Source organism: Streptomyces sp. NBC_00005 (genome assembly GCF_045160215.1).
Lineage (GTDB): Bacteria > Actinomycetota > Actinomycetes > Streptomycetales > Streptomycetaceae > Streptomyces.
The window spans coordinates 1753615-1778975 of the sequence record NZ_CP108316.1 but is presented as its reverse complement, the minus strand read 5'-3'; the positions used below and the strand labels follow the sequence as shown (position 1 = coordinate 1778975).

General features: G+C 70.5%; 23 protein-coding genes. 17 read left to right on the top strand and 6 right to left on the bottom strand.

The window, feature by feature from the left end; genetic code table 11:
* Window positions 1-117: 117 nt before the first annotated feature.
* Window positions 118-360 carry a DUF397 domain-containing protein gene (locus OG303_RS08580; protein WP_405866444.1) on the bottom strand — a complete coding sequence of 81 codons (243 nt, stop codon included), beginning with the start codon at window positions 358-360 and terminating at the stop codon, window positions 118-120.
* A 228-nt stretch (window positions 361-588) separates the two neighbouring features.
* Here OG303_RS08580 and OG303_RS08575 point away from each other — a divergent pair, with 228 nt between their 5' ends.
* Entirely contained in the window at window positions 589-1137 is a 549-nt protein-coding gene (locus OG303_RS08575) for an ATP-binding protein (protein WP_405866442.1), read from the top strand.
* A 34-nt stretch (window positions 1138-1171) separates the two neighbouring features.
* Here the strand turns inward: OG303_RS08575 and OG303_RS08570 are convergent, their stop codons facing one another.
* The 3 genes from OG303_RS08570 to OG303_RS08560 all read right to left on the bottom strand — a co-directional run bounded on the left by OG303_RS08570 (window position 1172) and on the right by OG303_RS08560 (window position 3932).
* Window positions 1172-1984, bottom strand: a complete 813-nt coding sequence (locus OG303_RS08570) for an SAM-dependent methyltransferase (RefSeq protein WP_405866440.1) — start codon at window positions 1982-1984, stop codon at window positions 1172-1174.
* A gap of 270 nt (window positions 1985-2254) precedes the next feature.
* Window positions 2255-2836, bottom strand: a complete 582-nt coding sequence (locus OG303_RS08565) for a hypothetical protein (RefSeq protein WP_405866438.1) — start codon at window positions 2834-2836, stop codon at window positions 2255-2257.
* Window positions 2837-3023: 187 nt separating this feature from the next.
* Entirely contained in the window at window positions 3024-3932 is a 909-nt protein-coding gene (locus OG303_RS08560) for an AraC family transcriptional regulator N-terminal domain-containing protein (protein WP_405866436.1), read from the bottom strand.
* Window positions 3933-4091: 159 nt separating this feature from the next.
* Here OG303_RS08560 and OG303_RS08555 point away from each other — a divergent pair, with 159 nt between their 5' ends.
* A complete protein-coding gene (locus OG303_RS08555) occupies window positions 4092-5174 on the top strand; it encodes an aldo/keto reductase (RefSeq protein WP_405866434.1) in 1083 nt (360 codons plus the stop codon).
* Between the two features lies 1 nt (window position 5175).
* Here OG303_RS08555 and OG303_RS08550 read toward each other — a convergent pair whose 3' ends face one another.
* Window positions 5176-6222, bottom strand: coding sequence for a LacI family DNA-binding transcriptional regulator (locus OG303_RS08550; protein WP_405866432.1), 1047 nt, complete (start codon window positions 6220-6222; stop codon window positions 5176-5178).
* Window positions 6223-6442: 220 nt separating this feature from the next.
* On the opposite strand from OG303_RS08550, the gene OG303_RS08545 reads away from it, so the two are divergent.
* From OG303_RS08545 to OG303_RS08515, 7 genes are all read left to right on the top strand, one after another.
* On the top strand, window positions 6443-7735 hold the full coding sequence (locus tag OG303_RS08545) for an ABC transporter substrate-binding protein (RefSeq protein ID WP_405866430.1): 1293 nt from the start codon (window positions 6443-6445) through the stop codon (window positions 7733-7735).
* Window positions 7736-7741: 6 nt separating this feature from the next.
* Complete coding sequence (locus OG303_RS08540) at window positions 7742-8671, top strand: carbohydrate ABC transporter permease (protein ID WP_405866428.1); 930 nt, start codon at window positions 7742-7744, stop codon at window positions 8669-8671.
* Entirely contained in the window at window positions 8668-9573 is a 906-nt protein-coding gene (locus OG303_RS08535) for a carbohydrate ABC transporter permease (protein ID WP_405866426.1), read from the top strand. The genes OG303_RS08540 and OG303_RS08535 overlap by 4 nt, the downstream gene beginning before the upstream one ends.
* A gap of 46 nt (window positions 9574-9619) precedes the next feature.
* Window positions 9620-10882 (top strand): glycosyl hydrolase, encoded by a 1263-nt coding sequence (locus tag OG303_RS08530; RefSeq protein ID WP_405866424.1) that lies wholly within the window; start codon window positions 9620-9622, stop codon window positions 10880-10882.
* Window positions 10879-12912, top strand: coding sequence for an endo-beta-N-acetylglucosaminidase (locus OG303_RS08525; RefSeq protein WP_405866422.1), 2034 nt, complete (start codon window positions 10879-10881; stop codon window positions 12910-12912). The genes OG303_RS08530 and OG303_RS08525 overlap by 4 nt, the downstream gene beginning before the upstream one ends.
* 90 nt (window positions 12913-13002) lie before the next feature.
* Entirely contained in the window at window positions 13003-16023 is a 3021-nt protein-coding gene (locus OG303_RS08520; RefSeq protein WP_405866420.1) for an alpha-mannosidase, read from the top strand.
* Between the two features lie 31 nt (window positions 16024-16054).
* Complete coding sequence (locus tag OG303_RS08515) at window positions 16055-16510, top strand: SLATT domain-containing protein (RefSeq protein WP_405866418.1); 456 nt, start codon at window positions 16055-16057, stop codon at window positions 16508-16510.
* Window positions 16511-16571: 61 nt separating this feature from the next.
* Here OG303_RS08515 and OG303_RS08510 read toward each other — a convergent pair whose 3' ends face one another.
* Complete coding sequence (locus tag OG303_RS08510; protein WP_405866417.1) at window positions 16572-17273, bottom strand: FadR/GntR family transcriptional regulator; 702 nt, start codon at window positions 17271-17273, stop codon at window positions 16572-16574.
* A 164-nt stretch (window positions 17274-17437) separates the two neighbouring features.
* Here OG303_RS08510 and OG303_RS08505 point away from each other — a divergent pair, with 164 nt between their 5' ends.
* The 8 genes from OG303_RS08505 to OG303_RS08470 are packed head-to-tail and all read left to right on the top strand — an operon-like array spanning window position 17438 to window position 25305.
* Window positions 17438-18511: a sugar ABC transporter substrate-binding protein gene (locus OG303_RS08505; RefSeq protein WP_405866415.1), complete on the top strand. Its 1074-nt coding sequence runs from the start codon at window positions 17438-17440 to the stop codon at window positions 18509-18511.
* Complete coding sequence (locus OG303_RS08500) at window positions 18508-20025, top strand: sugar ABC transporter ATP-binding protein (RefSeq protein WP_405866413.1); 1518 nt, start codon at window positions 18508-18510, stop codon at window positions 20023-20025. The genes OG303_RS08505 and OG303_RS08500 overlap by 4 nt, the downstream gene beginning before the upstream one ends.
* Entirely contained in the window at window positions 20018-21043 is a 1026-nt protein-coding gene (locus tag OG303_RS08495) for an ABC transporter permease (RefSeq protein ID WP_405866411.1), read from the top strand. The genes OG303_RS08500 and OG303_RS08495 overlap by 8 nt, the downstream gene beginning before the upstream one ends.
* A gap of 36 nt (window positions 21044-21079) precedes the next feature.
* Complete coding sequence (locus OG303_RS08490) at window positions 21080-22429, top strand: L-fuconate dehydratase (RefSeq protein ID WP_405866409.1); 1350 nt, start codon at window positions 21080-21082, stop codon at window positions 22427-22429.
* On the top strand, window positions 22426-23181 hold the full coding sequence (locus tag OG303_RS08485; RefSeq protein WP_405866407.1) for an SDR family NAD(P)-dependent oxidoreductase: 756 nt from the start codon (window positions 22426-22428) through the stop codon (window positions 23179-23181). The genes OG303_RS08490 and OG303_RS08485 overlap by 4 nt, the downstream gene beginning before the upstream one ends.
* Window positions 23178-24164, top strand: a complete 987-nt coding sequence (locus tag OG303_RS08480; RefSeq protein ID WP_405866405.1) for an aldo/keto reductase — start codon at window positions 23178-23180, stop codon at window positions 24162-24164. Before OG303_RS08485 ends, OG303_RS08480 begins: the two co-directional genes overlap by 4 nt.
* Complete coding sequence (locus OG303_RS08475; protein ID WP_405866403.1) at window positions 24161-24475, top strand: L-rhamnose mutarotase; 315 nt, start codon at window positions 24161-24163, stop codon at window positions 24473-24475. The genes OG303_RS08480 and OG303_RS08475 overlap by 4 nt, the downstream gene beginning before the upstream one ends.
* Entirely contained in the window at window positions 24472-25305 is an 834-nt protein-coding gene (locus OG303_RS08470; RefSeq protein WP_405866402.1) for an amidohydrolase family protein, read from the top strand. The genes OG303_RS08475 and OG303_RS08470 overlap by 4 nt, the downstream gene beginning before the upstream one ends.
* Window positions 25306-25361 lie beyond the last annotated feature (56 nt).

The window sequence follows — 25361 nt, the reverse complement described above, 5'->3', positions numbered from 1 at the left end:
TCAACCAAGGAGGGTAGCACCGAGGTGTCGTACGGCTGCGGTGAGTGAAGTGGCCGGAAGGCGCCGACCGTTGAGAGGTGACCGGCGCCTTCCGGCCGTCCACGGGTGAGCCTGACCTCAACGGCCGGGGAGTAGGCCGTCGAAGTCGCCGTCCTTCACGCCGCGGACGAAGGCGGAGATCTCGGCGCCCGTGTAGACGAGCGCCGGACCTTCGGGGTGGCGGGAGTTGCGTACGGCGACGCTGCCGTCCGGGAGTGCGGCGAGCTCGACGCAGTTGCCCTCGGGGTTGCTGTGCTGGCTCTTGCGCCAGACAGCCCCCCTCAGCTGGGTGGCAGGCATGCCGTTGCTCACGTGCTGCATCTGAAGCCTCTTCGAGATGAGGTCGCGGGCGGCTCTGCAATTGCATCCTCAATTGCATCCACGAGTGGTGTGCGGGACGATAGCGCTCGGTCCCGACCGCTCGCAAGATCGTCTGCAATTGCAGCGGTAATTGCCGATGCACTTGCGTACGTACTGCCGGACGTAGCACGATACTTCGCACAGATGTAGCGCTCGGTTGTTCTCTCCGCAGGGGTCCCAGGGGTAGCGATGTCCGCAGAGCAGGTCGCAGAACCAGTGGACCCCCCGCGTATCGAGGCGACTTGGGAGTGGCTGTGCCGGGCCGTGGACCATATCGGCAGACCCGGGCCCGGGTTGAGCTTTCCCCTCGCTCCGGCCTCCGGCGACGGGCTCGGCCCCGCCCACTGCTCGGTGCTCGTCGTACCGCCGATTCCCCAATCCGCCCACATCGCCCGGGACTTCACGAGGACCACGCTGGTCGGCCGGACCGCGGACGAACGCGTCGAGGACATGTCGGTCACGGTGTCGGAACTGGTGAGCAATGCCCTGCGCTACGGCCGGGCGCCGGGCGCCGAGGGGGAGTTGCAGCCGGCGCTGTGGCTCGCGTTCTGGGACCGGTGGTCCTGCGCCGTGTGCGCGGTCACCGACGAGAGCGACCGGGGCCCCGTCGCCGTGGAGGCCGACGAACTCGCGGAGTCGGGACGGGGACTGCAGGTCGTCTCGGCGTTGAGCGACACCTGGGGCTGGAACCCACGGGCCGACGGCGGAAAGATCGTCTGGGCGTTGTTCAGGCTCTGACGCCCCGTTTGCGTACTGCTCTTCCTCGGCTCCTTCAGACCTTGCGGCCGATACCGCAGATCGCGTCCACCCCGGAATCGGAAGTCGAGCGGCTCACGTCGTCGGGCGCGGGGTGCCACTGCGCGGTGGGGACGATCCCGGGTTCCACGAGCTCCAGGCCGTCGAAGTAGGCCGCGATCCGCTCGGGCCCGCGCAGGTGGTAGGAACTCGGGGAGTTGGCGTTGTACACGGAAATGGCCTGGTTGAGCGCCTCGTTGGTGTCGGTGCCGTCGCTCAGGGCGAGGTAACTGCCCGGGGGCAGGGCGTCGAGGAAGCGGGCCACGATGGCTTCCGGCTCGTCGGAGTCGGGGATCTGGCCCAGGATGCCGAGCATGGTCAGCGCGACGGGTTGGCTGAAGTCCAGTGTCCGGGCCGCCACTTCGAGGATGCCTTCGGGATCACGCACATCGGCGTCGAGGTAGGCGCAGGCGCCCTCCGGTGTGCTGGTGAGCAGGTCCTCGGCGTGCACCAGCACCAGGGGGTCGTTGTCGACGTACACGATGCGGCTCGCGGGGGCGATCCGTTGTGCGACCTCGTGGGTGTTGTCGACGGTGGGCAGGCCGCTGCCGATGTCCAGGAACTGGCGTATGCCCGCCTCGGCGGCGAGATGGCGCACCGCCCTGACGAGGAAGCGCCGTTGGAGACGGGCGAGCAGCGCGATGTCCGGGAACATCCGCAGGATCATCTCTCCCGCCTCGCGGTCGGCGGCGTAGTGGTCCTTGCCGCCCAGCAGGAAGTTCCACACACGGGCCGAATGCGGCCGGTCCCGCTGCAGCCGGTCGGTCGGCGGGTGGTCTTCGGAGGTCATGGGCGAAGCCTCACACGGAGTGGGCCGCGGTGTCCGGTCCTTCGTGCGCACAGCCCCTGCCGCAGAACTCGCGTAGATCGGCACCGCAGGCGCAGTGGCGGACGGAAGCGGGGACGCGGCCCCGCCACTGCGAGTCTCGGCGCAGTTGCGAGAGGCCCGGGTGGCGGCAACCCGACCGTGCAAGGCTCACCGCCTCACCGCCTCACCGCCTCACCGCGTCACCTCGGCCACGTCCATCGCGCATCACTGCCCGTGCAGGCGCTCCTCGGGTCAGCCGGCCATACGGCCCCGGTGGGTGTCGAAGCGCCGCCATTCCTCGGCCCACGCTTCCATGCGCCGGCGCTCCAGACGTCCGCGTACGCACTGCGCGCTCCCGATGGCGGCCGCGCCGACGGCCAGCGCGGCAAGCGCTCCCACCCAGACTCCCTCGGACTGTGCCTGCGAGGGGCTGGGGGGCCTCGACGCCAGTCGGCCCTGCCGGTCCGTCCACACGGTGACCTGCGCGCCCTTCGCCGTGCCGGGGGACACCTTCGTCTGGCCGGTGCGCGGTGAGCCGTCCGGCGCGGCCCAGCGCACAGTGACCCATACCTGGTTGTCGTCGACGGCCGGGACCGCTGTCCTGCCTGCCGTGCCTTCGGTGAGGACGGCTGCGACGGCGTGGCGTTCCCGCCCTTGTCGGTCGAGGTTCCGCTCCACCGCGCCGGCCGCGGTCACGCCCACCAGCAGGCCTCCCGCCATCGCGAAGACCCAGGCCGCGAGCACGAGCCATACCTCGATCACATCACTGCGCCGACGGAGGGAATTGCGCCGCCACCGCCACATCCAGCGGCTCGTGCCACATGCCCTGGCCACGGTCGACACCCCCTTACGAGTACCGACAACCCCTCTCCCAGTGTGCGCCCCGGATCGTCGCGGGGCCTCCGCACGCCAAGGAAGAGCAGGTGGACGGGGTGCGCGGCGCCATTCCAGTCGTGCGGTCCGCCGCCCCGTCCCTCGATCAGGCCGCGGCCGTCGGCCTCCGTGCGAGGGCCGGCCACGCTCACCACGGCGCCGGCGAGCCGATGCCGGCCACTTCGCGTGGTTCGGCGCTCAGGCGTGCGGCGTCCTGGCCCGGTGGCAGGCCGAAGTGGCGGCGGTATTCGCGGCTGAACTGGGAGGCGCTGTCGTAGCCGACCGCGAATCCGACGTCCGCGACGTCCTCGGTGGTGCTCATCAGCCGCAGGCGGGCCTCCTGCAGGCGGATCTGCTTCTGGTACTGGATCGGCGTCATGGTCGTCAGCGCGCGGAAGTGCCGGTGGAACGGGGACGGGCTCATCCCGGACAGGCGGGCGAGGTCCTCGACGCGCAGCGGCTCCGTGTAGTGGTCGCGGATCCAGCGCAGGGCGTGGCCGATCTGGGTGACACGGCTGTCGGCCAGGCCGATCTGCCGTACCAGCGCGCCCTGTTCACCGTTGATCAGCCGCCAGAGGATCTCCCGTTCGATCATCGGGGCGAGGACCGGTGCGTCGGCGGGGTGGTCGAGCAGCCGGACCATGCGGACGACGGCGTCGAGGAGGTCGGCGGGTGCGTCGCTCACGGCCAGAGCGGCGGCCGAGGGTGCTCTGCTGTTCCGTCCCGAGCCCGTCTCCAGGAGCAGCGAGGCGATCACGGCGGGCCGCAGGGCGAGCCCGGCGCCGAGCAGCGGACGCTGCGAACTGGCCTGCGTGACATGGCCGGTGACCGGCAGTCCCAGCGGCACCACCAGGTACTGACCGGCGCCGTAGTCGTAGACGCGGTCGCCCAGGACGAGTCGCTTCGAGCCCTGGGCGACGAGCGCCAGCACCGGATCGGCGATACCGGCGCGCGGCGGCGTCGGCCGGTGGTCGGCGGACAGCAGCAGTCCGTCGACCGCGGCGGTGGACCGCCCCGCATGCCGGGCGATCAGGGTGCGCAGCTCATCCAGGGACACCCTCCGATTGAAGACCGTGGCCGCACTCCGCGCAACGTCGATCCGGGCGACTTCGACAGGATCGTGCAAGAGACCGGTGGGATCGCTCTAACAAGTGTGCTGGTCAGAGTGGTTTCCTCGAAGAGTCCCTGTCCCTCCGAATCTCCCACGGAGCATTTCATGGCACTCGACTCGTACGTCGGTCTCGGCCGCAGCGGCCTCAAGGTCAGCCCCTTCTGTCTCGGCGCGATGAACTTCGGGGAGGACGGCGGGTTCGGCTGCAGCGTCGAGGAGTCCCAGAAGATCCTTCAGGCCTACCTCGACCGCGGCGGCAACTTCGTCGACACCGCGAACTTCTACACCAACGGCCACTCGGAGGCGATCCTCGGCGACTTCCTCACCGCCCGCCCCGGCCTGCGCGACCGTCTGGTCCTGGCCACCAAGTTCTACGGCAACCTCCACCTCGGCGACCCCAACGGCGGCGGCGCGAGCCGCAAGGCGATCACCGGCCAACTGGAGGAGTCGCTACGGCGGTTGCGCACCGACTACGTCGACCTGTACTGGCTGCACAACTACGACTGGTCCACCCCCGTCGAGGAGACCCTGCGCACCCTGGACGACCTCGTCAGCGCGGGCAGGATCCGCTACGTCGGCTTCTCCGACACCCCCGCCTGGTTCACCGCCAAGGCCCACACCATGGCGCTCCTGCGCGGCTGGACGCCCGTCACCGCTCTGCAGATGGAGTACTCCCTGCTGGAGCGCACCATCGAGGGCGAGCTGATCCCGCTCGCCCAGGACGCCGGGATGGGCGTACTGCCGTGGAGCCCGCTGAAGAGCGGCTATCTGTCCGGCAAGTACCGCCGGGACCAGGCCGGTCCCGCCGACACCAGGCGGTCGGCCGTCCTCGGCCTGCCCAGTGACGCCCAGTTCACCGTGATCGAGGCCCTCGCCGCGGTCGCCGAGGAGATCGGCGCGAGCCCGGCGGCCGTAGCGCTGTCCTGGGTGCAGAGCCGTCCAGGCGTCAGCTCCACCCTCATCGGCCCCCGCACCCTGGAGCACCTCGAGGCCAACCTCGCCGGCCTCGACGTACGGCTGACCGCGGAGCAGACCGCGACCCTGGACGAGGTGTCGGCGCCGACGCTCAACTTCCCCCACGACCTCAACCGCAACGTGGGCCCGATGCTCAAGTACGCGGGCGCGACCGTCGACGGCGCACCGAGCCCGGTGTATCCGCCGCTGCTGGAGAGCGCGGCACGGTACTGACTCACCCGCCCCGCGCCACCCCCGTACTGTCCCGCACGATCACCCGAGGCACCGGTACCCGTACGGTCCGTGCCGGGCCGCCGTCCAGCAGTGCGGTCAGCTCGCGGGCCGCCGTGCGACCGAACTCCACGCTGTCGCGGGACAGGGCGGACAGCCACGGCTTGACCATGCGGCACAGGGCCGAGTCCTCCCAGGCCACCACCGACACGTCGGCCGGTACAAAGAAGCCGAGTTCGATCGCGGTGGCCACTCCCGCGACGGCCATCACGTCGTTGTCGTAGATCAGGGCGGTCGGGGGAGCGGGGCCCTGAAGGACCCGGCGGGTGACGGCCGCGCCCTCCGCGTCCGAGTAGTCGGTGGTCACCGACTCCACCTCAGACAGGCCCCGGCGCCCGGCCTCGGCGCGCAGGGTGCGGATACGGCGGTCCGTGTGGGCGAGGCCCGGCAGGCCCGCGATGTGCACGATCCGGCGGTGGCCGAGCGCGTACAACTCGTCCACCACCGAGGCCATCGCGCCCGCGTCGTCCGCCCACACCGTCGACAGCCCGGGATGGCGTTCGTCGGGGGCGCCGCCGATCACCACGGCGGGCAGGCCGAGTTCGTCCAGCAGGTCCGGTCGGGGGTCGTCGGTGCGGGGGTCCACGACCAGTACGCCGTCCACGCGGTGCTCGGCCCACCAGCGCCGGTAGACCGCGCACTCGTCGGCGACGTCCTCCACCACCTGGAAGAGCAGGCCGAGATGACGCTCCGCCAGTACCTCCTGTATGCCGGAGACGAGTTGGAGGAAAAAGGAGTCGACGCCCAGGGTGTCCGCGGGCCGGGCCAGGACGAAGCCGACCGTGGCCGCACCCTCCCCGGACAGCTGGCGTGCCGCCGTGCTGGGCCGCCAGCCCAGCTGCTCGGCGACCCTGCGCACCCGGTCACGGGTGACCTCGGAGACTCCCGGACGGCCGTTGAGCGCGAAGGAGACCGCGCTCTCCGAGACGCCGGCGCGCTGCGCGATGTCCTTCATCGTCGGCCGGCGGGCCGGGGAACGTCTGGCTGGCACCTCGCTCACCCTTTTCTCCGCAGTCGTAGCTAATGCGCTTGAGTGCGAGAACCCTAAAGCGCATTAGCGATGAGTGGCAAGTTCTCGATCACGCGCCTCTGACCTGCACTAATGAGGAGCCTATTTCTTTAGCTGGGACCAATCCATTGACTTTCCCGGAACGCCCCGGGCATGGTCGCTGGCGTCACCGCCGCCGACACTCCGAGGGAGCCGTGTCACCGTGCCCACATCCCGCAGAACCTTCGCCGCAGCCGCCGTCGTCGCTCTCGTCCTGCCGCTGAGCGCCTGCGGCTCCGGGAGCGACGACAGCGGCTCGACCGACGCCTCCGGCAAGGTCGAGGGCGACATCACCTTCCAGACCTGGAACCTGCGCGCCAACTTCAAGTCGTACTTCGAGGGCGTGATCGCCGACTTCGAGAAGAAGTACCCGGGCACCCACGTGAAGTGGGTCGACCAGCCCGCCGAGGGCTACGCCGACAAGATCAGCGCGGACGCGGCCGGCGGCACCCTCCCCGACGTCGTGAACGTCTCGCCCGACCTCGTCGCCCCGCTCGCCAAGGCCGGTCTCGCGCTCGACCTCGACAAGGCGGCCGCGAAGTACAAGAAGGAGTACCTGGCCGGGGCCTGGGCCAGCCATCGGATACCGGGCATGACGGGGACGTACGCCTTCCCCTGGTACCTGAACACCGGCCCGCTGTTCTACAACAAGTCCCTGTTCAAGGAGGCCGGTCTCAACCCCGACCAGCCGCCGAAGACGTACGACGAACTCTTCACCGACGCCCTGGAGTTGGCGAAGAAGAGCGACGGCAAGGTCGCCACCCTCGCCAACGTGCCCACCGTCGAGGACTTCGGGCGCTACGGCGTCGAGCTCATGAACAAGCAGGGCACCGCCTTCACCTTCAACGACGCCAAGGGCATCGAACTCCTCACCAAGTACAAGGAGTTGTACGACGCCAAGGCGCTCGACCCGCAGGCGCTGACCGCCACGCCCGAGTCGTCCGGCAAGAAGTTCCTGACCGAGGCCGTCGCCATGAACCCCGGCAGCGCCCTCGACCTCGGCAACTTCAAGAAGCAGGCGCCGAACCTGTACAAGAACATCGGCATCACCGACCAGATCACCAGCACCGGCCACGTCAACATGTACGTGATGGGCGTGATGGTCAACTCCAAGACCAAGCACACGCCCGCCGCCGTCGCCTTCGCACACTGGGTCACCGACGCCGAGCACCAGATGTCCTTCGCCAAGAAGGTCGCCATCTTCCCGAGCACCGCCGGCTCGCTGGACGACCCGTACTTCACCAAGGAGGACGGGACGGATGAGACGCGCGTCCGCATCGCCGCCGCCAAGTCGCTGAAGAACGCGGTCAATTACACGCCCGTCCTGTTCAGCGAGCAGATGAAGACGGCGCTGCGCAACGAGGTCGCCAAGGCACTGCAGGGCAAGGAGAGCCCCAAGGCGGCGCTCGACAACGCTGTCAAGGCCTGCAACACGCTCCTGGCGCAGCAGGGCTGAACCGTCATGGCGAGTTCGACTGTTCCCACCGGGCCCCGGGTGCGGCGGCCCGGGCAGCTGCGCCGCGTCAGGCGCCAACTGCCCACCAGCCCCTGGCTGTTCGCCGCCCCCGGGCTGCTGATCACCGGCGTCTTCATCCTGTACCCGTTCGTCTCCACGCTGGTCAACGCCTTCACCGACCGGCGCACCCTGATCCCGGGCCGGTTCGTGGGCCTCGCCAACTTCCGCGAGCTGCTGCACGACGACATGTTCTGGATCGGCCTGCGCAACAGCACGCTCTACGTCCTCGGGGTCGTCCCCGCGCTCGTGATCCTGCCGCTGCTGCTGGCCCTGCTGGTGCAGAAGAACATCCCCGGCATCACCTTCTTCCGGTCCGCCTTCTACACGCCGGTCGTCGCCTCGATCGTCGTCGTCGGGCTGATCTGGGTGTGGCTGCTCGACGAACGCGGGCTGATCAACTCCCTGTTGGAGACGATCGGCGTCGGCCGGGTCGGCTTCCTCAGCGACCAGTGGCTGCTCCTGCTGAGCGCGATGGCCGTCACGGTCTGGAAGGGCCTCGGCTACTACATGATCATTTACCTGGCGGCGCTGGCGAACGTGCCGCGCGAACTCCACGAGGCAGCCGCCGTCGACGGCGCGGGCGCGGTTCGCCGCTTCCTCAGCGTCACCGTGCCCGCCGTCCGCTCGACCATGGTCCTGGTCGGCGCGCTGTCCTCGGTCGCCGCGTTCAAGGTGTTCTCCGAGGTGTACCTGATGGCGGGCCCCAGCGGCGGACCGGCCGGTGAGGACACCACCCTCGTCATGCTCGTCCAGCGCACCGGCACCGGCCTGACCGGCCGCGTCGGCTACGCCTCCGCCATCTCGGTCGTCGTCTTCGTCGTCACCGTCGCGCTGATGCTGCTCGTGCTGCGCGCCGACCGGAGGGAGGAGACATGAGCGTCGCGGAGAAGGTGCGACCCGTTGAGGCGCCCGCGCCCGCGCGGGAGCCCCGCGTCACCGACGAGCACGGCCGTCGCATCCGGGTGTGGGAACTCGTCCTGCGCTATGTGCTGTTGCTCGCCGTACTCGCCCTGACCGTCGGCCCGTTCCTGTGGCAGCTGTCCACCTCGCTCAAGGGGCCGACCGAGGACATCTACAGCTCCCCGCCCAGCTTCCTGCCCGGCCACCCCACCCTGCACAACTACGAGCGGGTCGCCGACACCATCCCCGTCTGGGACTACGCGTTCAACTCGCTGAAGGTCGCCACCGCCAACGTCGTGACCAACTGCGTCGGTTCGGCCCTCGCCGGCTACGCCCTGGCCCGCCTGCGCTACCGGGGCCGCCGCGTCGCCACCCTCGCCTTCATCCTGGCGATGCTCGTGCCGGTGGAGGGCATCATCATCGCCCAGTTCACGACCATGCGGGAACTCGGCCTCAACAACACCCTCGTCGGGGTCGTCCTGCCCGGCTGCATCGGTGCCATGAACGTCCTGCTGATGCGCAACGCCTTCCTCAACCTGCCGTACGAGATCGAGGAGGCCGCCTATGTCGACGGCGCCAACGTCTGGCAGCGGTTCCTGCGCATCGCCCTGCCGGCGGTGAAGGGAACCCTCGCCGTCGTCGCCATCTTCGCCTTCATGGGCGCCTGGGACGACTTCCTGTGGCCGCTCATCGTGCTGAGCGACCCCTCCAAGTTCACGCTGACCATCGGCCTCAACTACCTGCACGGCACCTTCGCCAACGACGAACGGCTCGTCGCCGCGGGCACGGTCATCGCCGTGGCACCGCTCATCGCCCTCTTCGCCTGTCTGCAGCGGTACTTCTTCCGCGGCGTGGGCGAGGGGGCCGTCAAGGGCTGACCGCCGCCGGACCTCGAGACCCACGCCAAGCTTCAAGGAATACCGCATGCCTCCTGCCGTGCGCTTCGGCGTCAACTACACCCCCAGCGAAGGGTGGTTCCACCACTGGCTCGACTTCGACCTCGACTCCGTACGCGCCGACCTCGACTCCATCGCGGCCCTGGGCCTCGACCACATCCGGGTCTTCCCGCTGTGGCCGTACTTCCAGCCCAACCGCGCGCTGATCCGGCCGCGCGCCGTCGAGCAGTTGGTGCAGCTGGTCGACGCGGCCGCCGAGCGTGGACTCGACGTCAACGTGGATGGTCTGCAAGGGCACTTGAGCAGCTTCGACTTCCTGCCGGCCTGGACCCGGACCTGGCACCGGCGCAACCTCTTCACCGACCCGGACGTCCTCGACGGTCAGGCCGCCTATCTGCGCACCCTCGCCGCCGCCCTCGCCGACCAGCCGGGTTTCATCGGCATGACGCTCGGCAACGAGGTCAACCAGTTCTCGGCGGGCCCGCATCCGGACCCCGACCGGGCGACGTCCGACGAGATCGACGCCTGGCTCTCGCGGATGCTGGCCGCCTGCGAGGAGGGCGCCCCCGGGAAGCTCCATCTGCACGCCGAGTACGACGCGACCTGGTACCAGGACGACATGCCGTTCACCCCGGCCCAGGCCGCCCGCCACGGCGCCGTCACGGCCGTGCACTCCTGGGTCTTCAACGGCACCGCCCAGCGCCACGGCCGCACCTCCGTGCCGACCGAACACCACGCCGCCTACCTCGTCGAACTGAGCAAGGCCTGGGCCGACGACCCGCACCGGCCCGTCTGGCTCCAGGAGGTCGGCGCGCCCGCACCCCTGATCCCGCCCGAGCACGCCGCCGCCTTCACCGGGGCGACCGTCGCGGCCGCCCTGGACTGCCCCGACCTGTGGGGCATCACCTGGTGGTGCTCCCACGACGTGTCCCGTGACCTCGCCGACTTCCCCCAACTCGAGTACGGCCTCGGCCTGTTGACGAACGAACGACAGCCGAAGGACACGGCACGGGTGCTGGCTCGGGCAGCGGCACGCGCATCCGCCCGCACACCACCCGCGCCCCGTACGACCGCGCTCGTCGTGCCCGCCGAACCGGCCGCGCGCTCACTCTGCGCCCCGGGCGGTCCGGTCTTCGACGCCTACTTCCGGCTGACCGCCGACGGCGCCCGGCCCACGACCGTCCTGGACACCCGCGCCGACGACAAGGACCACCTCGCCGCGCGCGGCATCACCGAAGTCGCAACTCCCGAACAGGTACTCCCCACCCCACAAGGAGGCACCAGCTCGTGAACCCCACCAGACGCACCGTCCTGCTCGCCGGCACAGCGGCCGCCCTGCTCCCGCCGCTGCCCGCCTTCGCGGCTCCGAAGGCGGACGCCGCCGCGACACCGCCGTACGCCTCCTACTGGTACCCGGACTCGCTGCCCTCGGGCACACCCGGCACCGGCATCACCTGGCGCAGCCTGAAGAGCTGGACGGCCGCCGGTGACACCGACCTCGCCTTCAACGCCGCGTCCGTGCCGCTTGCGCCCCGGTTCACCCCGACCCCGGCGAACACGACCGCCCGCTCCGGACAGGCACGCATCCAGTCGCTGGTGTCCTTCGGGCCGACCTCCGGCAACCCCTCGCAGGGTGCGGCCACCGCCGACTACTACGCGCTCACGCACTGGGCGTACGTCGACGAGCTGGTGTTCTGGGGCGGCTCGTCCGGTGAGGGACTCGTCCTCGCTCCGAACGCGCCGATCGTGGACGCCGCCCACCGCCACGGCGTGCCGGTCCTCGGCAACATCTTCCTGCCGCCCACCGCCTATGGCGGTCAGTTGCAGTGGACGCGGGACCTGGTGCAGAAGGACTCCGCCGGGCACTACCCGCTCGCCGCCCAACTCGTCGCGGTCGCGGCCGCGTACGGCTTCGACGGGTGGTTCGTGAACGCGGAGACAAGCGGCGGGAACACCGCGCTTGGGACCGACATGCTGGGGTTCGTCAAGGAGCTGAAGTCGCTCGCCGCGGCCAAGGGACAGCGGGTGACCTGGTACGACGCCATGACCGTGAACGGCACGGTGAGCTGGCAGGGAGCGCTCAACAGCCAGAACCAGGCGTTCTTCCAGGCCGCCGACGACATGTTCGTCGACTTCCGCTGGAGCGCGGGCACGCTGGCCTCGTCCGGGCAGAAGGCCGACCAACTGGGGCGCAGCCGCTACGAGTTGTGGGCGGGTGTCGATGTCGAGTCCAACGGGTCCGGTACGAGCGTGAACTGGGATGCGATGGTGCCGACGAGCAAGGCGCACATCGCCTCGATCGGCTTCTACCGGCCCGAGTGGACGCGCAACCACCTGCCCGCCTCGCGGACCCCGGCCGACTTCCACGCCGCCGACGACCGGTTCTGGACCGGGCGGTCCCTCGACCCGTCCCAGCCGGACGCCACCGACCCCTGGCGGGCGCCGGCGGTGTCGGTCGCGGACCGGTCGACGGTGAGCGGCGTGCCGTTCGCGAGCACCTTCAACACGGGGCACGGACTGCGCTGGTACGAGGACGGGGCCGTCGTCTCGGACACGCCCTGGAACCATCTCGGGCTGCAGGACCGGTTGCCGTCGCGGCGGTGGGTGGTGCGGACGGAGGGGCAGCGGCCGGCTGTGTCCTTCGACTTCGCGGATGCGTGGCGTGGCGGCAGCAGCGTGCTGGTGGACGGTGAACTGGACGAGCCGGCGGTGCTGGATGTGTATGCGACACGGCTGGCGATCGGTGTTGACACGGTTGTCGAGCTGACGCATCGGACCGACGTGGGTGGTGTGAACGTCGAGCTCACTGTTGCCACCGCTGAACCGAGTGCTGCGGGTGCGACGCCGCCGTACACCTATCTGCCTGTGAACTCGGTCAACGGGAGGCGCGGTGCGGCTGTGAAGTCGGTCAACGGCTGGCAGACCGTGACCGTGCCGCTCACAGGCCTCTCCGGGACCGTCCATGCCATCGGTGTGCGGCTCACGGCGACCGACGGCCCGGTGACGTGGCGGCTGGGCGGCCTCGCGGTGCGGGACTCGGTCGCTACGCCCGCCGCTCCCTCCGCCTTCCGGATCAGCGGCGCGAGCGGCGGAGACCTGCGCTTCACCTGGAACCCCGCACCCGGCGACGTACGGCACTACACGCTGCACCGCCTCCTGGCCGACGGATCCCGCCGCTTCCTCGGCGGCACCTGCCAGCACGCCTACTTCGTCGAGGGGCTCCAGGCCGAACAGGGCGAGCAGGCGGCGCGGTTCGAGCTGCGTGCGGTGGGGGAGCTGTACACCTCGTCGGACCCCGTCACCGTGACCCACCCCTGGTGATCACCCGAGACCGGTGACCACCGGTCGCTACCGGTGACCACCGGCCACCGGTAACCACCCACTACCCGGACGATCTACGGAGCACCCCGCATGCATGACGACCGCAGCCTGGTCGAAGCCCGCCTCAAGCGCGTTCTCGACGAGCGCATCCGCCCCGCCGTGTACCCCGAGTCCGTACCGCTCGAGGTGGCGGTGTGGCACGCGCCCGGAGAGCCGGTGCCCGTCGCCGAGGGACTCGCGGCCGAGCCCGAGCCGATCGAGGTGGGCGCCCGGTGGGGTGCTCCGTGGGGGACCAGCTGGTTCCGCGTCACCGGGACGGTTCCCGAGGCGTGGGCCGGAAGGACGGTCGAGGCGATCCTCGACCTCGGCTTCGACGAGAACATGCCCGGCTTCCAGTGCGAGGGCCTGGTCCACCGCCCCGACGGCACCCCGGTGAAGGGCCTCAACCCCCGCAACCAGTGGGTGCGGGTGGGCGCTCCCGTCGAGGGCGGCGAGGAGGTACGGCTGCACGTCGAGGCCGCGTCCAACCCCGTCATCCTCGACTACCACCCCTTCCTGCCCACGCAGTTGGGCGACAAGGAGACCGCCGGCAGCGATCCGCAGTACACCCTCGCCCGTATGGACCTCGCCGTCTTCGACGAGACGGTGTGGCAGCTGGTGATCGACCTGGAGGTGCTCGGCGAGCTGATGGCCGAGCTGCCGGTGGACTCGGCGCGCCGCTGGGAGATCCTGCGGGCGGTGGAGAGGGCGCTCGACGCGGTCGACCTCCAGGACGTCAACGGCACAGCGGGCGAAGCCCGTTCACGACTGGCCGACGTCCTGGCCGCGCCCGCCGTCCCCTCCGCCCACCGCATCAGCGCCGTCGGTCACGCGCACATCGACTCGGCGTGGCTGTGGCCGCTGCGCGAGACGGTCCGCAAGGTCGCCCGTACCACCTCCAACATGACCGCCCTCCTCGACGACGAACCCGACTTCGTCTTCGCCATGTCGCAGGCCCAGCAGTGGGCGTGGGTGAAGGAGCACCGGCCCGAGGTGTGGGCGCGGGTGAAGAAGGCGGTGGCCGACGGACGGTTCGTGCCGGCGGGCGGCATGTGGGTGGAGTCGGACACCAACATGCCGGGCTCGGAGGCGATGGCCCGTCAGTTCGTGCACGGCAAGCGGTTCTTCCTCGACGAGTTCGGCATCGAGAACGAGGAGGCCTGGCTGCCGGACACCTTCGGCTTCGCCGCCGGACTTCCGCAGATCATCAAGGCGGCCGGCTCCAAGTGGCTGCTGACGCAGAAGATCTCCTGGTCCCAGACCAACAAGTTCCCCCACCACACCTTCCGTTGGGAGGGCATCGACGGCACCCGGATCTTCACGCACTTCCCGCCCGTCGACACCTACAACTGCTCCATGAAGGGCAGCGAGATCGCCCACGCGGCACGCAACTTCAAGGACAAGGGCGTCGCCCGCCACTCCCTCGCGCCGACCGGCTGGGGCGACGGAGGCGGCGGCACGACCCGCGAGATGGTCGCCAAGTCGGCCCGGCTGCGCGACCTGGAGGGCTCGGCGACCGTCGTCTGGGAGACCCCGCAGGAGTTCTTCGAGAAGGCCGAGGCCGAGCACCCCGAGCCGCCCGTCTGGGTCGGCGAGCTCTACCTCGAACTCCACCGCGCCACCCTCACCAGCCAGGCCAGGACCAAGCAGGGCAACCGCCGCAGCGAACACCTCCTGCGCGAGGCCGAACTCTGGGCCGCGACCGCCGCCGTACGGACCGGACACCCTTATCCGTACGAGGAGTTGGACCGCATCTGGAAGACGGTGCTGCTGCACCAGTTCCACGACATCCTGCCGGGCTCGTCCATCGCGTGGGTGCACCGGGAGGCCCGGGCGACGTACGAGCGGGTGGCCGCCGAGCTGGACGCGATCGTCGTCGCGGCCCAACACGCGCTGGCCGGCGAGGGGTCGACGCCGCTGGTCTTCAACGCGGCCCCGCACGCGCGTGCCGGTGTACCGGCGGGCGGTGCGGCCAGGGCGGTCGTCGAGGGCGGGACGACACTGACTCCGCGCCCCGGCGGCGGACACGTCCTCGACAACGGCCTGCTGCGGATCGAGATCGACGCCCGGGGCCTCGTCGTATCGGCCCACGACATCGAGGCGGACCGGGAGACGATCGCACCGGGCCGGGCGGCCAACCTCCTCCAACTCCACCCCGACTTCCCGAACATGTGGGATGCCTGGGACGTCGACGAGTTCTACCGCAACACGGTCACCGACCTCACCGATGCCGACGAGGTGACGCCCGCCGGCGACGGCGCATCGGTGCGGATCGTGCGGTCCTTCGGTGCCTCGCGCGTCACGCAGGTGCTGTCGCTGCCGCCGGGGGAGCGGCGGCTGGTCCTGGACACGGAGGTCGACTGGCACGAGACGGAGAAGTTCCTGAAGCTCGCCTTCCCGCTCGACGTGCACGCCGAACGGTACGCGTCGGAGACGCAGTTCGGGCACTTCCACCGGCCCACGCACACCAACACCTCATGGGAGGCGGCCAAGTTCGAGGCCTGCAACCACCGCTTCGTCCACTTCGAGGAACCCGGCTGGGGCGTGGCGGTCGTCAACGACTCGACGTACGGGCACGACGTGACCCGCACGGTGCGCACGGACGGCGATCGCGGTACGACCACCACGGTCCGGGTGTCGCTGCTGCGTGCTCCACGCTTCCCGGACCCCGAGACCGACCAGGGCGTCCATCGCTTCCGGCACGCGCTGGTGCCGGGGGCGGGGATCGGGGACGCGGTGCGCGAGGGGTGGCGGATCAATCTGCGGGAGGGGCGGATCAACGGGGCAGGGGCGGTCGCCCCGTTGGTGACCGTCGATCACGAGGCGGTCGTGGTCACCGCGGTCAAGCTCGCCGACGACGGCAGCGGCGACGTGGTGGTCCGCTTCCACGAAGCCCATGGAGGACGCGCCCGGACCACGCTCACGGCCGGCTTCGAGGTGGCGGGCGTGACGGTGACGGACCTGCTGGAACGCCCACTGCCCGAGGCGGCGCCCGAGCGGCACGAGGGCAGCCGGGTCACCGTGCGGCTGCGCCCCTTCGAGCTCATGACCTTGCGGTTCCGGCGAGCCTGACGCGGCGGCCCGGTCCGGGCATGATGTCCCGATGAGAAGAAGAACGGTCACCGACGGGGACTGGGCCGCCGATCCGGACCCCGTACTGGCCCTCGCGCGGCAGGACTTGGCGTTCTACGGACGCACACGCGACAGATCGCGACGGACGCACTACGCGACCGAACTGGGCGGCCTCGCCACCACCTCCTCGACGGTCGTGGCGGCGGGGCTGCACGCGCCGGCCTGGCTGACCGCCCTGATCGCCGGCGGTGCCGTCTTCTTCACCGGCATGCGCCAGCTGTTCAGCCCCGCGGCGCGGTGGGTCGTGACCGGGCAGTCCCATGAGACCTTGCGGCGGGCCGTCGACCGCTACCGGCTGCTGCCGCCCGCGGAGCGCGACGCGGCGGCGCGGGCCACCCTGCAGGCGACCATCGAGGAGGTGGGCAACAACGAACTGCGGGAATGGTCCGACACACAGGGGCAACGCACGGACCCGCAGAACGCGTGAGCGGACCCACGAAACGCACAAGAGCCCCGGGCCCGACGCGGTGCGCGGCCCTACCGGCGCCCTACGGCCCGAGCTGCGTCCGCAGCCACTGCTCCACCTCGCCCACATGCGCGGCCGCCGCCGCCCGGGCCGCCTCCGGATCATGGGCGACCAGGGCGCGGTGGATCGCCGCGTGCTCGCGGCGGGTGCGGGCGAAGGCGCCCTCCTCCTGGTAGCCGCGCCACACGCGGGCACGGAAGGTGCGGGAGGACAGGCCCTCCAGGATGGCCGCCATGGTGTCGTTGCCCGCGGCCGACGCGATCTCGCGGTGGAAGGCGAGGTCGTGGGCGAGGATCTCCTCGGGGTCGTCGGTGGCGTTCATCGCGGTCAAGTGCTTCTCGACCTCGGCCAGTTGGTCCGGGGTGATACGGGCCGCCGCCAGCGCGGTCGCCGTCGACTCCAGGATGCGGCGGACCTCCAGGAGCTCCACCAGACGCGGGCCCCGTGACAGGTCGGCGACCACGCCGAAGGTCTCCAGGAGGTCGCCGGCCTCCAGCTGGGTGACGTAGATGCCGGAGCCGTGCCGGGCCTCCAGGACACCGAGCACCGTGAGCGCGCGGATCGCCTCGCGCATCGAGCTGCGGGAGATGCCCAGCTGAACCGCGAGGTCGCGCTCGGTGGGCAGCCGCGCGCCCGGCTCCAGGCGCCCCTCCGCGATCATCGCCTTGATCTGCTCGATGGCGCGCTGCGGCACGGTGCCCTTCTGCGGGGCTGTCTCGTCCATGCCGTTCCTCCACTCACCGGGTGCGCCGCAGTCTAACCGGCAAGGTGGTCGGACCACTACGGCCGGAATCCGTGAAAATTCGGCGCTGGAGGGTGTTCTTCCGGGGGAGTGGTCTGATAAGTATGCCTGCATCTGCTGGAACACGCTCAACGAGGAGCCGCCAGATGCCCGGCAAGACAGTGGGGAAGCGGAACAGGATTCGGATGGCAGGAATGGTCGCCGCGGCCGCGAGTGTCTCGCTCGCGCTCGCCGCATGCGGCAGCACCAAGGACACCGGCGGCTCCGGCAGTGCGGGAGGCGGCGGCACCGGCAAGGTCGGCGTGATCCTGCCCCTGCTGACCTCGCCGTTCTGGCAGTCGTACAACGACTACGTGCCGAAGATGGCCAAGTCCGAGGGCGTCGACGCGCTCAAGACGGTCAACTCCAACAGCGACCCCTCGCAGCAGATCACCGACATCAACAACCAGCTCAACCAGGGGGTGAAGGGACTGGTCGTCGCCCCCCTGGACAGCGCCGCCATCGAGGCCGGACTCGACCAGGCCGAGCGCAAGGGCGTGCCGGTCGTCGCCGTCGACGTGGCGCCCGACAAGGGCAAGGTCGCCATGGTCGTACGCGCCAACAACGTCGCCTACGGCGAGAAGGCCTGCGAGTACCTCGGCCAGCACATCACCAGCGGCAAGGTCGTGCAGATCATGGGCGACCTGGCCTCCGTCAACGGCCGGGACCGCTCCGAGGCCTTCCGCGCCTGCGTGAAGAAGAAGTACCCCAAGCTCAAGGTCCTGGAGATCCCCGCCAAGTGGGAGTCCGACACCGCGGCCTCCAAGCTCGACACCCTCCTCAATGCCAACCCGGACATCAAGGGCATCTACATGCAGGCAGGCGGCGTCTACCTCGCCCCGACTCTGCAGACCCTCAAGTCCAAGGGGCTGCTGAAGAAGGCCGGCACGGCGGGCCACATCACCATCGTCTCCAACGACGGCATCCCGCAGGAGTTCGACGCGATCCGCAAGGGCCAGATCGACGCGACCGTCTCCCAGCCCGCCGACGCCTACGCCAAGTACGGCATGTACTACATCAAGGCGGCGATGCAGGGGAAGACGTTCAAACCCGGTCCGACCGACCACGACTCGACGATCGTCAAGCTGCCGAGCGGCATCCTCGAGGACCAGCTGCCCGCCCCGCTGGTCACCAAGGACAACGTCGACGACGCCAAGCTGTGGGGCAACACCGTCAAATGAGCGTCCAGGAAAGCCCGTTGGTGCCCCTCGTCGAGGCGCGGGGCATCGTCAGGCGCTACGGCCCCACCACCGCCCTCGCGGACGGGCGGCTGACCGTGCTGTCCGGGGAGTCGCACGCCCTCGTCGGCCGCAACGGCGCCGGCAAGTCCACCCTGGTCAGGGTGCTCACCGGCCTCGAGGCACCCGACGAGGGCACGGTCCACTTCGACGGCGAGCCCGCACCCCCGCTCGCCGACCGCGACGCCTGGCGCCGCAAGGTGGCCTGCGTCTACCAACACCCCACGGTCGTCCCCGAGTTGACGGTCGCCGAGAACCTCTTCATCAACCGTCAGCCACAGCACCGCGGCTTCATCAGCTGGCGCCGGCTGCGGGCCGAGGCGGCCCAGCTCCTCGACACCTGGGACGTGCGCGTCGACCCGGAGGCGCGCACCGCCGACCTCAAGGTTGAGGACCGTCAAATGGTGGAGATCGCACGGGCGTTGAGCTTCGGCGCCCGCTTCATCGTCCTCGACGAGCCGACCGCCCAGCTGGACAAGCGCGAGATCGAGCGGCTCTTCAGCCGCATGCGCGCCCTGCAGGACTCGGGCGTCACGTTCCTGTTCATCTCGCACCACCTCCAGGAGGTGTACGAGGTCTGCCAGACCGTCACCGTGCTGCGCGACGCCCGCTGGATCACCACGGCCCCCGTCGCCGACCTGCCCAGGGCGGCCCTGGTGGAGGCCATGGCGGGCGAGTCCATGGAGGTGATCGCCGAACAAGGCCTGCAGGAAAGGGCTGTTGACGACAGCGCCCCCGTGCTCCTCGACGCCCGCGGCCTCACCTCGGACGCGTACGAGGACATCGACCTCACCGTGCGCCGCGGCGAGGTCGTCGGGCTCGCCGGCATCAGCGGCAGCGGCAAGATCGAGCTCGCCGAGTCCTTCGCGGGGCTCTACACCCCGACCGGTGGGACAGCTCAACTCGACGGCAGGAAGCTTCCGTTCGGGGACGTGCAGGCCGCCCTCAAGGCCGGCGTCGGCTGCGTCCCGCGCGACCGGCACGACCAGGGCATGGTCGCCGGCATGACCATCGGCGACAACGCCACCATGACCGTCCTGGACCGGCTCGGCCGCTTCGGCTTCATCGGCACGGACCGCAAACGCGGCTTCGCCGCCGAGCTGATCGACCGTCTCGACATCCACACCGAGGGCCCCGAGCAGCCGGTCTCCGACCTGTCCGGCGGCAACGCGCAGAAGGTCGTCATGGCCCGCGCCCTCGCCTCCGACCCACGGCTGCTCGTCCTCATCAACCCCACCGCGGGCGTGGACGTGAAGTCGAAGGAATCCCTGCTGTCCCGCGTGGACACCGCCCGCGAGGACGGCACCGCCGTACTGGTCGTCTCCGACGAACTCGACGACCTGCGGCGCTGCGACCGCGTCCTCGTCCTCTTCCACGGCCGCGTCGTCGCCGAGCATCCGGCGGGCTGGCGCGACCACGAGCTGATCGCCTCCATCGAAGGAGTGGACCATGGCTGACACCAAGGCTCCGCCGGTGAAGCCGGTGAGCGTGCCCGACGCGCGGTCGGCGAGGGCTGTGCTGTTGCGCCGGGCCCGCGAACTCGCGCTGGTTCCCGCGCTGTTGCTGCTGCTCGTACTCGGGGCCGTACTGAACGACTCCTTCTTCACCGAGGCCACGCTGATCTCCATCCTGGCCTCGTCGGCGGCGCTGGCGATGGTGGTGCTCGCCGAGTCTCTGGTGCTGATCACCGGCAAGTTCGACCTGTCGCTCGAATCCGTGGTCGGTATCGCGCCGGCCGTGGCGGCCCTGCTGGTGCTGCCGGCCGCCGAGGCCGGCTGGGGCACGGAGCTCCCCGCCGGGCTCGCCCTGTTGGCCGTCCCCCTGGTGGGCGCGGCCATCGGCGCCTTCAACGGCATCCTCGTGGTGAAGGTGAAGCTCAACGCGTTCATCGTCACGCTCGCCATGCTGATCATCCTGCGCGGACTGCTCGTCGGAGCCACGAAGGGCAAGACGCTGTTCGGCATGCCCGACGCGTTCTTCTCGTTGGCCACCACCACGTTCCTGCGCATCCCGCTGTCGGTCTGGCTGGCCGCCGCCGCATTCGCCGTCGCCGGACTGGTGCTCAAGTACCACCGTGTCGGCCGGTCGTTGTACGCGATCGGCGGCAACCTGGAGGCGGCCCGCGCCGCCGGCATCCGCGTCGACCGCGTCCGGCTCGGTGTCTACGTCGTCGCCGGTGTCCTCGCCTCCGTCGGCGGCCTCATGTACACCGGCTACGTCGGCGCGATCGGCGCCAACCAGGGCCAGAACATGATCTTCACGGTGTTCGCCGCCGCCGTCATCGGAGGCATCAGCCTCGACGGCGGCCGGGGCACCATGTTCGGGGCCCTCACCGGCGTACTCCTGCTGGGCGTGGTCAAGACCATGCTCACCATGGCCCAGGTGCCGTCGTTCTGGATCGACGCCATCTACGGCGGAATCATCCTGGTCGCCCTCATGATCGCCCGTGTGACGACGGGCCGCGCCCAGGACTGACCCCCGCCCGACCTGCCACCGACCGAAAGGCCCTCCGTGTCCCCGACGCCCGGCCCCTCCTGCCGCATCTCCGCGCTCGACACCTACGACATCCGTTTCCCGACCTCGCGCGAGCTCGACGGCTCCGACGCGATGAATCCGGACCCCGACTACTCGGCCGCGTACGTCGTGCTGCGTACCGACGCCGAGGACGGCCCGGAGGGGCACGGCTTCACCTTCACCATCGGGCGGGGCAACGATGTCCAGGTCGCCGCGATCAACGCGCTGCGTCACCACGTGGTCGGACGGTCGGTCGACGAGGTGTGCGACGACCCCGGGGCGCTGTACCGGGACCTGATCGGGGACAGTCAGCTGCGCTGGCTCGGGCCCGAGAAGGGCGTGATGCACATGGCGATCGGCGCGGTCGTCAACGCCGTGTGGGACCTGGCGGCCAAGCGCGCCGGCACACCGCTGTGGCGGCTGCTCGCCGAGGCCGAACCCGAGTGGCTGGTCGGGCAGATCGACTTCCGCTACCTCACGGACGCGCTCACACCCGAGGAGGCGCTGGAGATCCTGCGCCGAGGCCGGGAAGGGGCGGCCGAGCGGACCGCCGACCTCCTGGCCAGGGGCTTCCCCGGCTACACCACCTCCGCCGGCTGGCTCGGCTACAGCGACGAGAAGCTCACCCGGCTCGCCGCCCAGGCGGTCGCCGACGGGTTCAGGCAGATCAAGCTCAAGGTGGGCGCGGACCTCGAGGACGACGTACGGCGCTGCCGCGTCGCCCGCTCGGTCGTCGGCCCGGACATCCGCATGGCGATCGACGCCAACCAGCGCTGGGACGTGGACGAGGCGATCCGCTGGACCAAGGCCCTCGCCGAGTTCGACCCGTACTGGATCGAGGAGCCCACCAGCCCCGACGACGTCCTCGGCCACGCGGCGATCCGCAGGGCGGTGGCGCCGGTCAAGGTGGCGACCGGCGAGCACGTCCAGAACCGGATCGTCTTCAAGCAGCTCCTGCAGGCCGGTGCCCTCGATGTCGTCCAGATCGACGCGGCCCGCGTCGGCGGCGTCAACGAGAACCTCGCGATCCTGCTGCTCGCGGCCAAGTTCGGCGTGCCGGTCTGCCCGCACGCGGGCGGCGTCGGTCTGTGCGAACTCGTCCAGCACCTGTCGATGTTCGACTACGTGGCGGTCTCCCGCACCACCGAGGACCGGGTCATCGAGTACGTCGACCATCTGCACGACCACTTCCTCGACCCGGTGGTGGTCCGCGAGGGTCACTACACGGCACCCACCGCGCCGGGTTTCTCGGCCGCCATGCGGCCCGAGTCCATCGCGCGGTACACCTTTCCCGGCGGTACCTTCTGGGCCGCCGACCTCGACGAGAAGAAGGGACGGGCGGCATGAGCGACTTCGGGGGTCTGCGGGCCCTGGTCACGGGCGGAGCCTCCGGTATCGGACGGGCGACGGCCGAACTCCTCGCCGCCCGCGGCGCCCAGGTGGCCGTCCTCGACCTCGACCCGACCTCCGTCGACAAGCCGCTGCTCGCCTACCGGGCCGACGTCAGCGACGACGCGTCCGTACGGGAGGCGGTGGCGGCCGCGGCCACCGAACTCGGCGGCCTCGACGTGCTGATCAACAACGCGGGCGTCGGTGCGCAGGGCACCGTGGAGGACAACGACGACGCCGAGTGGCATCGCGTCCTCGACGTCAACGTGGTCGGCATGGTCCGCGTCGCCCGCGCCGCCCTGCCGCACCTGCGCCAGTCCGAGCACGCCGCGATCGTCAACACCTGCTCCATCGCCGCCACGGCCGGTCTCCCGCAACGCGCGCTGTACAGCGCGACCAAGGGCGCCGTCTACTCCCTCACTCTCGCCATGGCCGCCGACCACGTCCGCGAGGGCATCCGGGTCAACTGCGTCAACCCCGGTACGGCGGACACCCCGTGGGTCGGCCGCCTGCTCGACGCCGCGTCCGACCCCGCCGCCGAACGTGCCGCGCTGGAGGCCCGCCAGCCCACCGGCCGCCTCGTCAGCGCGGCCGAAGTCGCGGGCGCCATCGCCTACTTGGCCAGTCCGCTGTCCGGCGCCACCACCGGCACCTCACTCGCCGTCGACGGCGGCATGCAGGGCCTGCGGCTGAGGCCGGTGGGCCAGTGAACCGGCTCGGCACCAGCGCCGTCGAGGTCGGCGAACCGGGCTTCGGCGCCGCGGGCATCGGCAACCTCTACGCCGAGCTGAGCGAGGAGCAGGCACACGAGGCTGTGGAGACTGCCTGGGCCGTGGGCATGCGGTACTTCGACACCGCGCCGCACTACGGCCTCGGCCTGTCCGAACGCCGCCTCGGCGCCGCCCTGCGCGAACACCCTCGTACGGCCTACACGATCTCCACCAAGGTGGGCCGCCGCCTGGAGCCCTCCGACGAGGGCGGCGACGACCTGGCCAACGGCTTCGCCGTGCCCGCAACGCACCGCCGCGTGTGGGACTTCAGCGCCGACGGCGTACGCCGCAGCCTGGACGCCAGCCTGGAACGGCTCGGTCTCGACCGGGTCGACGTCGTCTACCTCCACGATCCCGACGACCACGCCGAACAGGCCTTCCACGAGGGCTATCCGGCGCTGGAGAAGCTGCGCTCGGAAGGCGTCGTGGGCGCCATCGGCGCGGGCATGAACCAGGCCGAGATGCTCACCCGCTTCGTACGGGACACCGACGTCGACGTGGTGCTGTGCGCCGGCCGCTACACGCTGCTCGACCAGGGGGCCCTGGCCGAACTGCTGCCCGCCGCCCAGGAACGCGGCACCTCCGTGGTGATCGGCGGCGCTTTCAACTCCGGTCTGCTGGCGGATCCGAAGCCGGGAGCGACGTACAACTACGCCACTGCTTCTGGGGAGTTGCTGGACCGCGCCCTGCACCTGAAAGCGGTCGCCGACCGGCACGGCACCACGCTGCGCGCCGCCGCCCTCGCGTTCTGCGTCGCCCATCCGGTGGTCGCGAGCGTGCTCGTCGGTGCGCGCACCGCCAAAGAAGTCCGGGACAGCGCCGAGCAGTTCGCCGCACACGTGCCCGCCTCCTTCTGGCAGGAACTGCGGGGCACCGGACTCCTGCCCGCCGACGCCCCCGTACCCGCCGAGGAACCGTCATGAGAGTCGCCCTGCACACCAAGGTCCGCGCGGACCGCATCGCCGAGTACGAGGCCGCCCACCGCGAGGTCCCGAAGGAACTCACGGACGCGATCCGCGCGGCCGGCGCCACCTCCTGGACGATCTGGCGCAGCGGCACCGACCTCTTCCACGTCCTGGAGTGCGAGGACTACGCCCGTCTCCTCGCCGAGCTGGAGAAACTCCCGGTCAACATCACCTGGCAGGCACGGATGGCGGAACTCCTGGACGTGGTGCACGACTACTCCGACGAGGGCGCGGTCGCGGGCCTGCCGGTGGTCTGGGAGCTGCCGTGACGGTCGACGCCCACCACCACGTGTGGGACCTGTCGGTCCGGGACCAGGACTGGATCCCCCGACTCAGCCCGCTGCGCCGGAACTTCACCGTCTTCGACCTCGCCCCCGAGGCGCAGCCGGCCGGAGTCGACCGCACCGTCCTCGTCCAGACCGTCACCGTGCCGGAGGAGACCCCGGAGTTCCTGGAACTCGCCCGGGCCCACGACCTGATCGCCGGCGTGGTCGGCTGGACCGACCTCACCCGCCCGGACATCACCGACGAACTCGCCCGCCTGCGCGAACTCCCAGGGGGCGCGTTCCTGAAGGGCATCCGCCACCAGGTCCAGGGCGAACCCGACCCCGAGTGGCTCCTGCGCCCGGACGTACTCCGCGGCCTGACCGCCGTCGCCGACGCGGGCCTGGTCTACGACCTGGTCGTCCTCCCGCACCAACTGCCGGCCTGCGCGAGGGCGGCCGCCGCGCTGCCCCAACTCATCTTCGTACTCGACCACTTGGGTAAGCCCCCCATCGCGTCCGGCGCCCTGAAACCCTGGGCGACCGACCTCCACGCCCTCGCCGCCCACCCCAATGTGTTCGCCAAGCTCTCCGGCCTGGTCACCGAGGCCGACCCCGCCTCCTGGACCGTCGACGACCTCCGCCCGTACGCCGACACGGCCCTGGAGTCCTTCGGCCCCGACCGCCTGATGTTCGGCTCGGACTGGCCGGTGTGCACGCCGACGGCGACCTACGGCGAAGTCCTCGACGCAGCAGGGCAGTTGACCGCCGGGCTCGGCGAGTCCGAGCGGACGAAGGTCTTCGAGGGCACGGCCACCCGCGTCTACGCCCTGTGACCCGGCCGTGATCCCGCGCATCGACCGCCTCGGCGGGGCAGGCGCGGTCAGGTCGC

Excerpts from the sequence above, each read along its gene's own strand:
- OG303_RS08580 (WP_405866444.1), bottom strand. The coding sequence starts at position 360 with ATGCAGCACGTGAGCAACGGCATGCCTGCCACCCAGCTGAGGGGGGCT.
- OG303_RS08575 (WP_405866442.1), top strand. The coding sequence starts at position 589 with ATGTCCGCAGAGCAGGTCGCAGAACCAGTGGACCCCCCGCGTATCGAG.
- OG303_RS08570 (WP_405866440.1), bottom strand. The coding sequence starts at position 1,984 with ATGACCTCCGAAGACCACCCGCCGACCGACCGGCTGCAGCGGGACCGG.
- OG303_RS08555 (WP_405866434.1), top strand. The coding sequence starts at position 4,092 with ATGGCACTCGACTCGTACGTCGGTCTCGGCCGCAGCGGCCTCAAGGTC.
- OG303_RS08540 (WP_405866428.1), top strand. The coding sequence starts at position 7,742 with ATGGCGAGTTCGACTGTTCCCACCGGGCCCCGGGTGCGGCGGCCCGGG.
- OG303_RS08535 (WP_405866426.1), top strand. The coding sequence starts at position 8,668 with ATGAGCGTCGCGGAGAAGGTGCGACCCGTTGAGGCGCCCGCGCCCGCG.
- OG303_RS08530 (WP_405866424.1), top strand. The coding sequence starts at position 9,620 with ATGCCTCCTGCCGTGCGCTTCGGCGTCAACTACACCCCCAGCGAAGGG.
- OG303_RS08520 (WP_405866420.1), top strand. The coding sequence starts at position 13,003 with ATGCATGACGACCGCAGCCTGGTCGAAGCCCGCCTCAAGCGCGTTCTC.
- OG303_RS08515 (WP_405866418.1), top strand. The coding sequence starts at position 16,055 with ATGAGAAGAAGAACGGTCACCGACGGGGACTGGGCCGCCGATCCGGAC.
- OG303_RS08510 (WP_405866417.1), bottom strand. The coding sequence starts at position 17,273 with ATGGACGAGACAGCCCCGCAGAAGGGCACCGTGCCGCAGCGCGCCATC.
- OG303_RS08505 (WP_405866415.1), top strand. The coding sequence starts at position 17,438 with ATGCCCGGCAAGACAGTGGGGAAGCGGAACAGGATTCGGATGGCAGGA.
- OG303_RS08500 (WP_405866413.1), top strand. The coding sequence starts at position 18,508 with ATGAGCGTCCAGGAAAGCCCGTTGGTGCCCCTCGTCGAGGCGCGGGGC.
- OG303_RS08495 (WP_405866411.1), top strand. The coding sequence starts at position 20,018 with ATGGCTGACACCAAGGCTCCGCCGGTGAAGCCGGTGAGCGTGCCCGAC.
- OG303_RS08485 (WP_405866407.1), top strand. The coding sequence starts at position 22,426 with ATGAGCGACTTCGGGGGTCTGCGGGCCCTGGTCACGGGCGGAGCCTCC.
- OG303_RS08475 (WP_405866403.1), top strand. The coding sequence starts at position 24,161 with ATGAGAGTCGCCCTGCACACCAAGGTCCGCGCGGACCGCATCGCCGAG.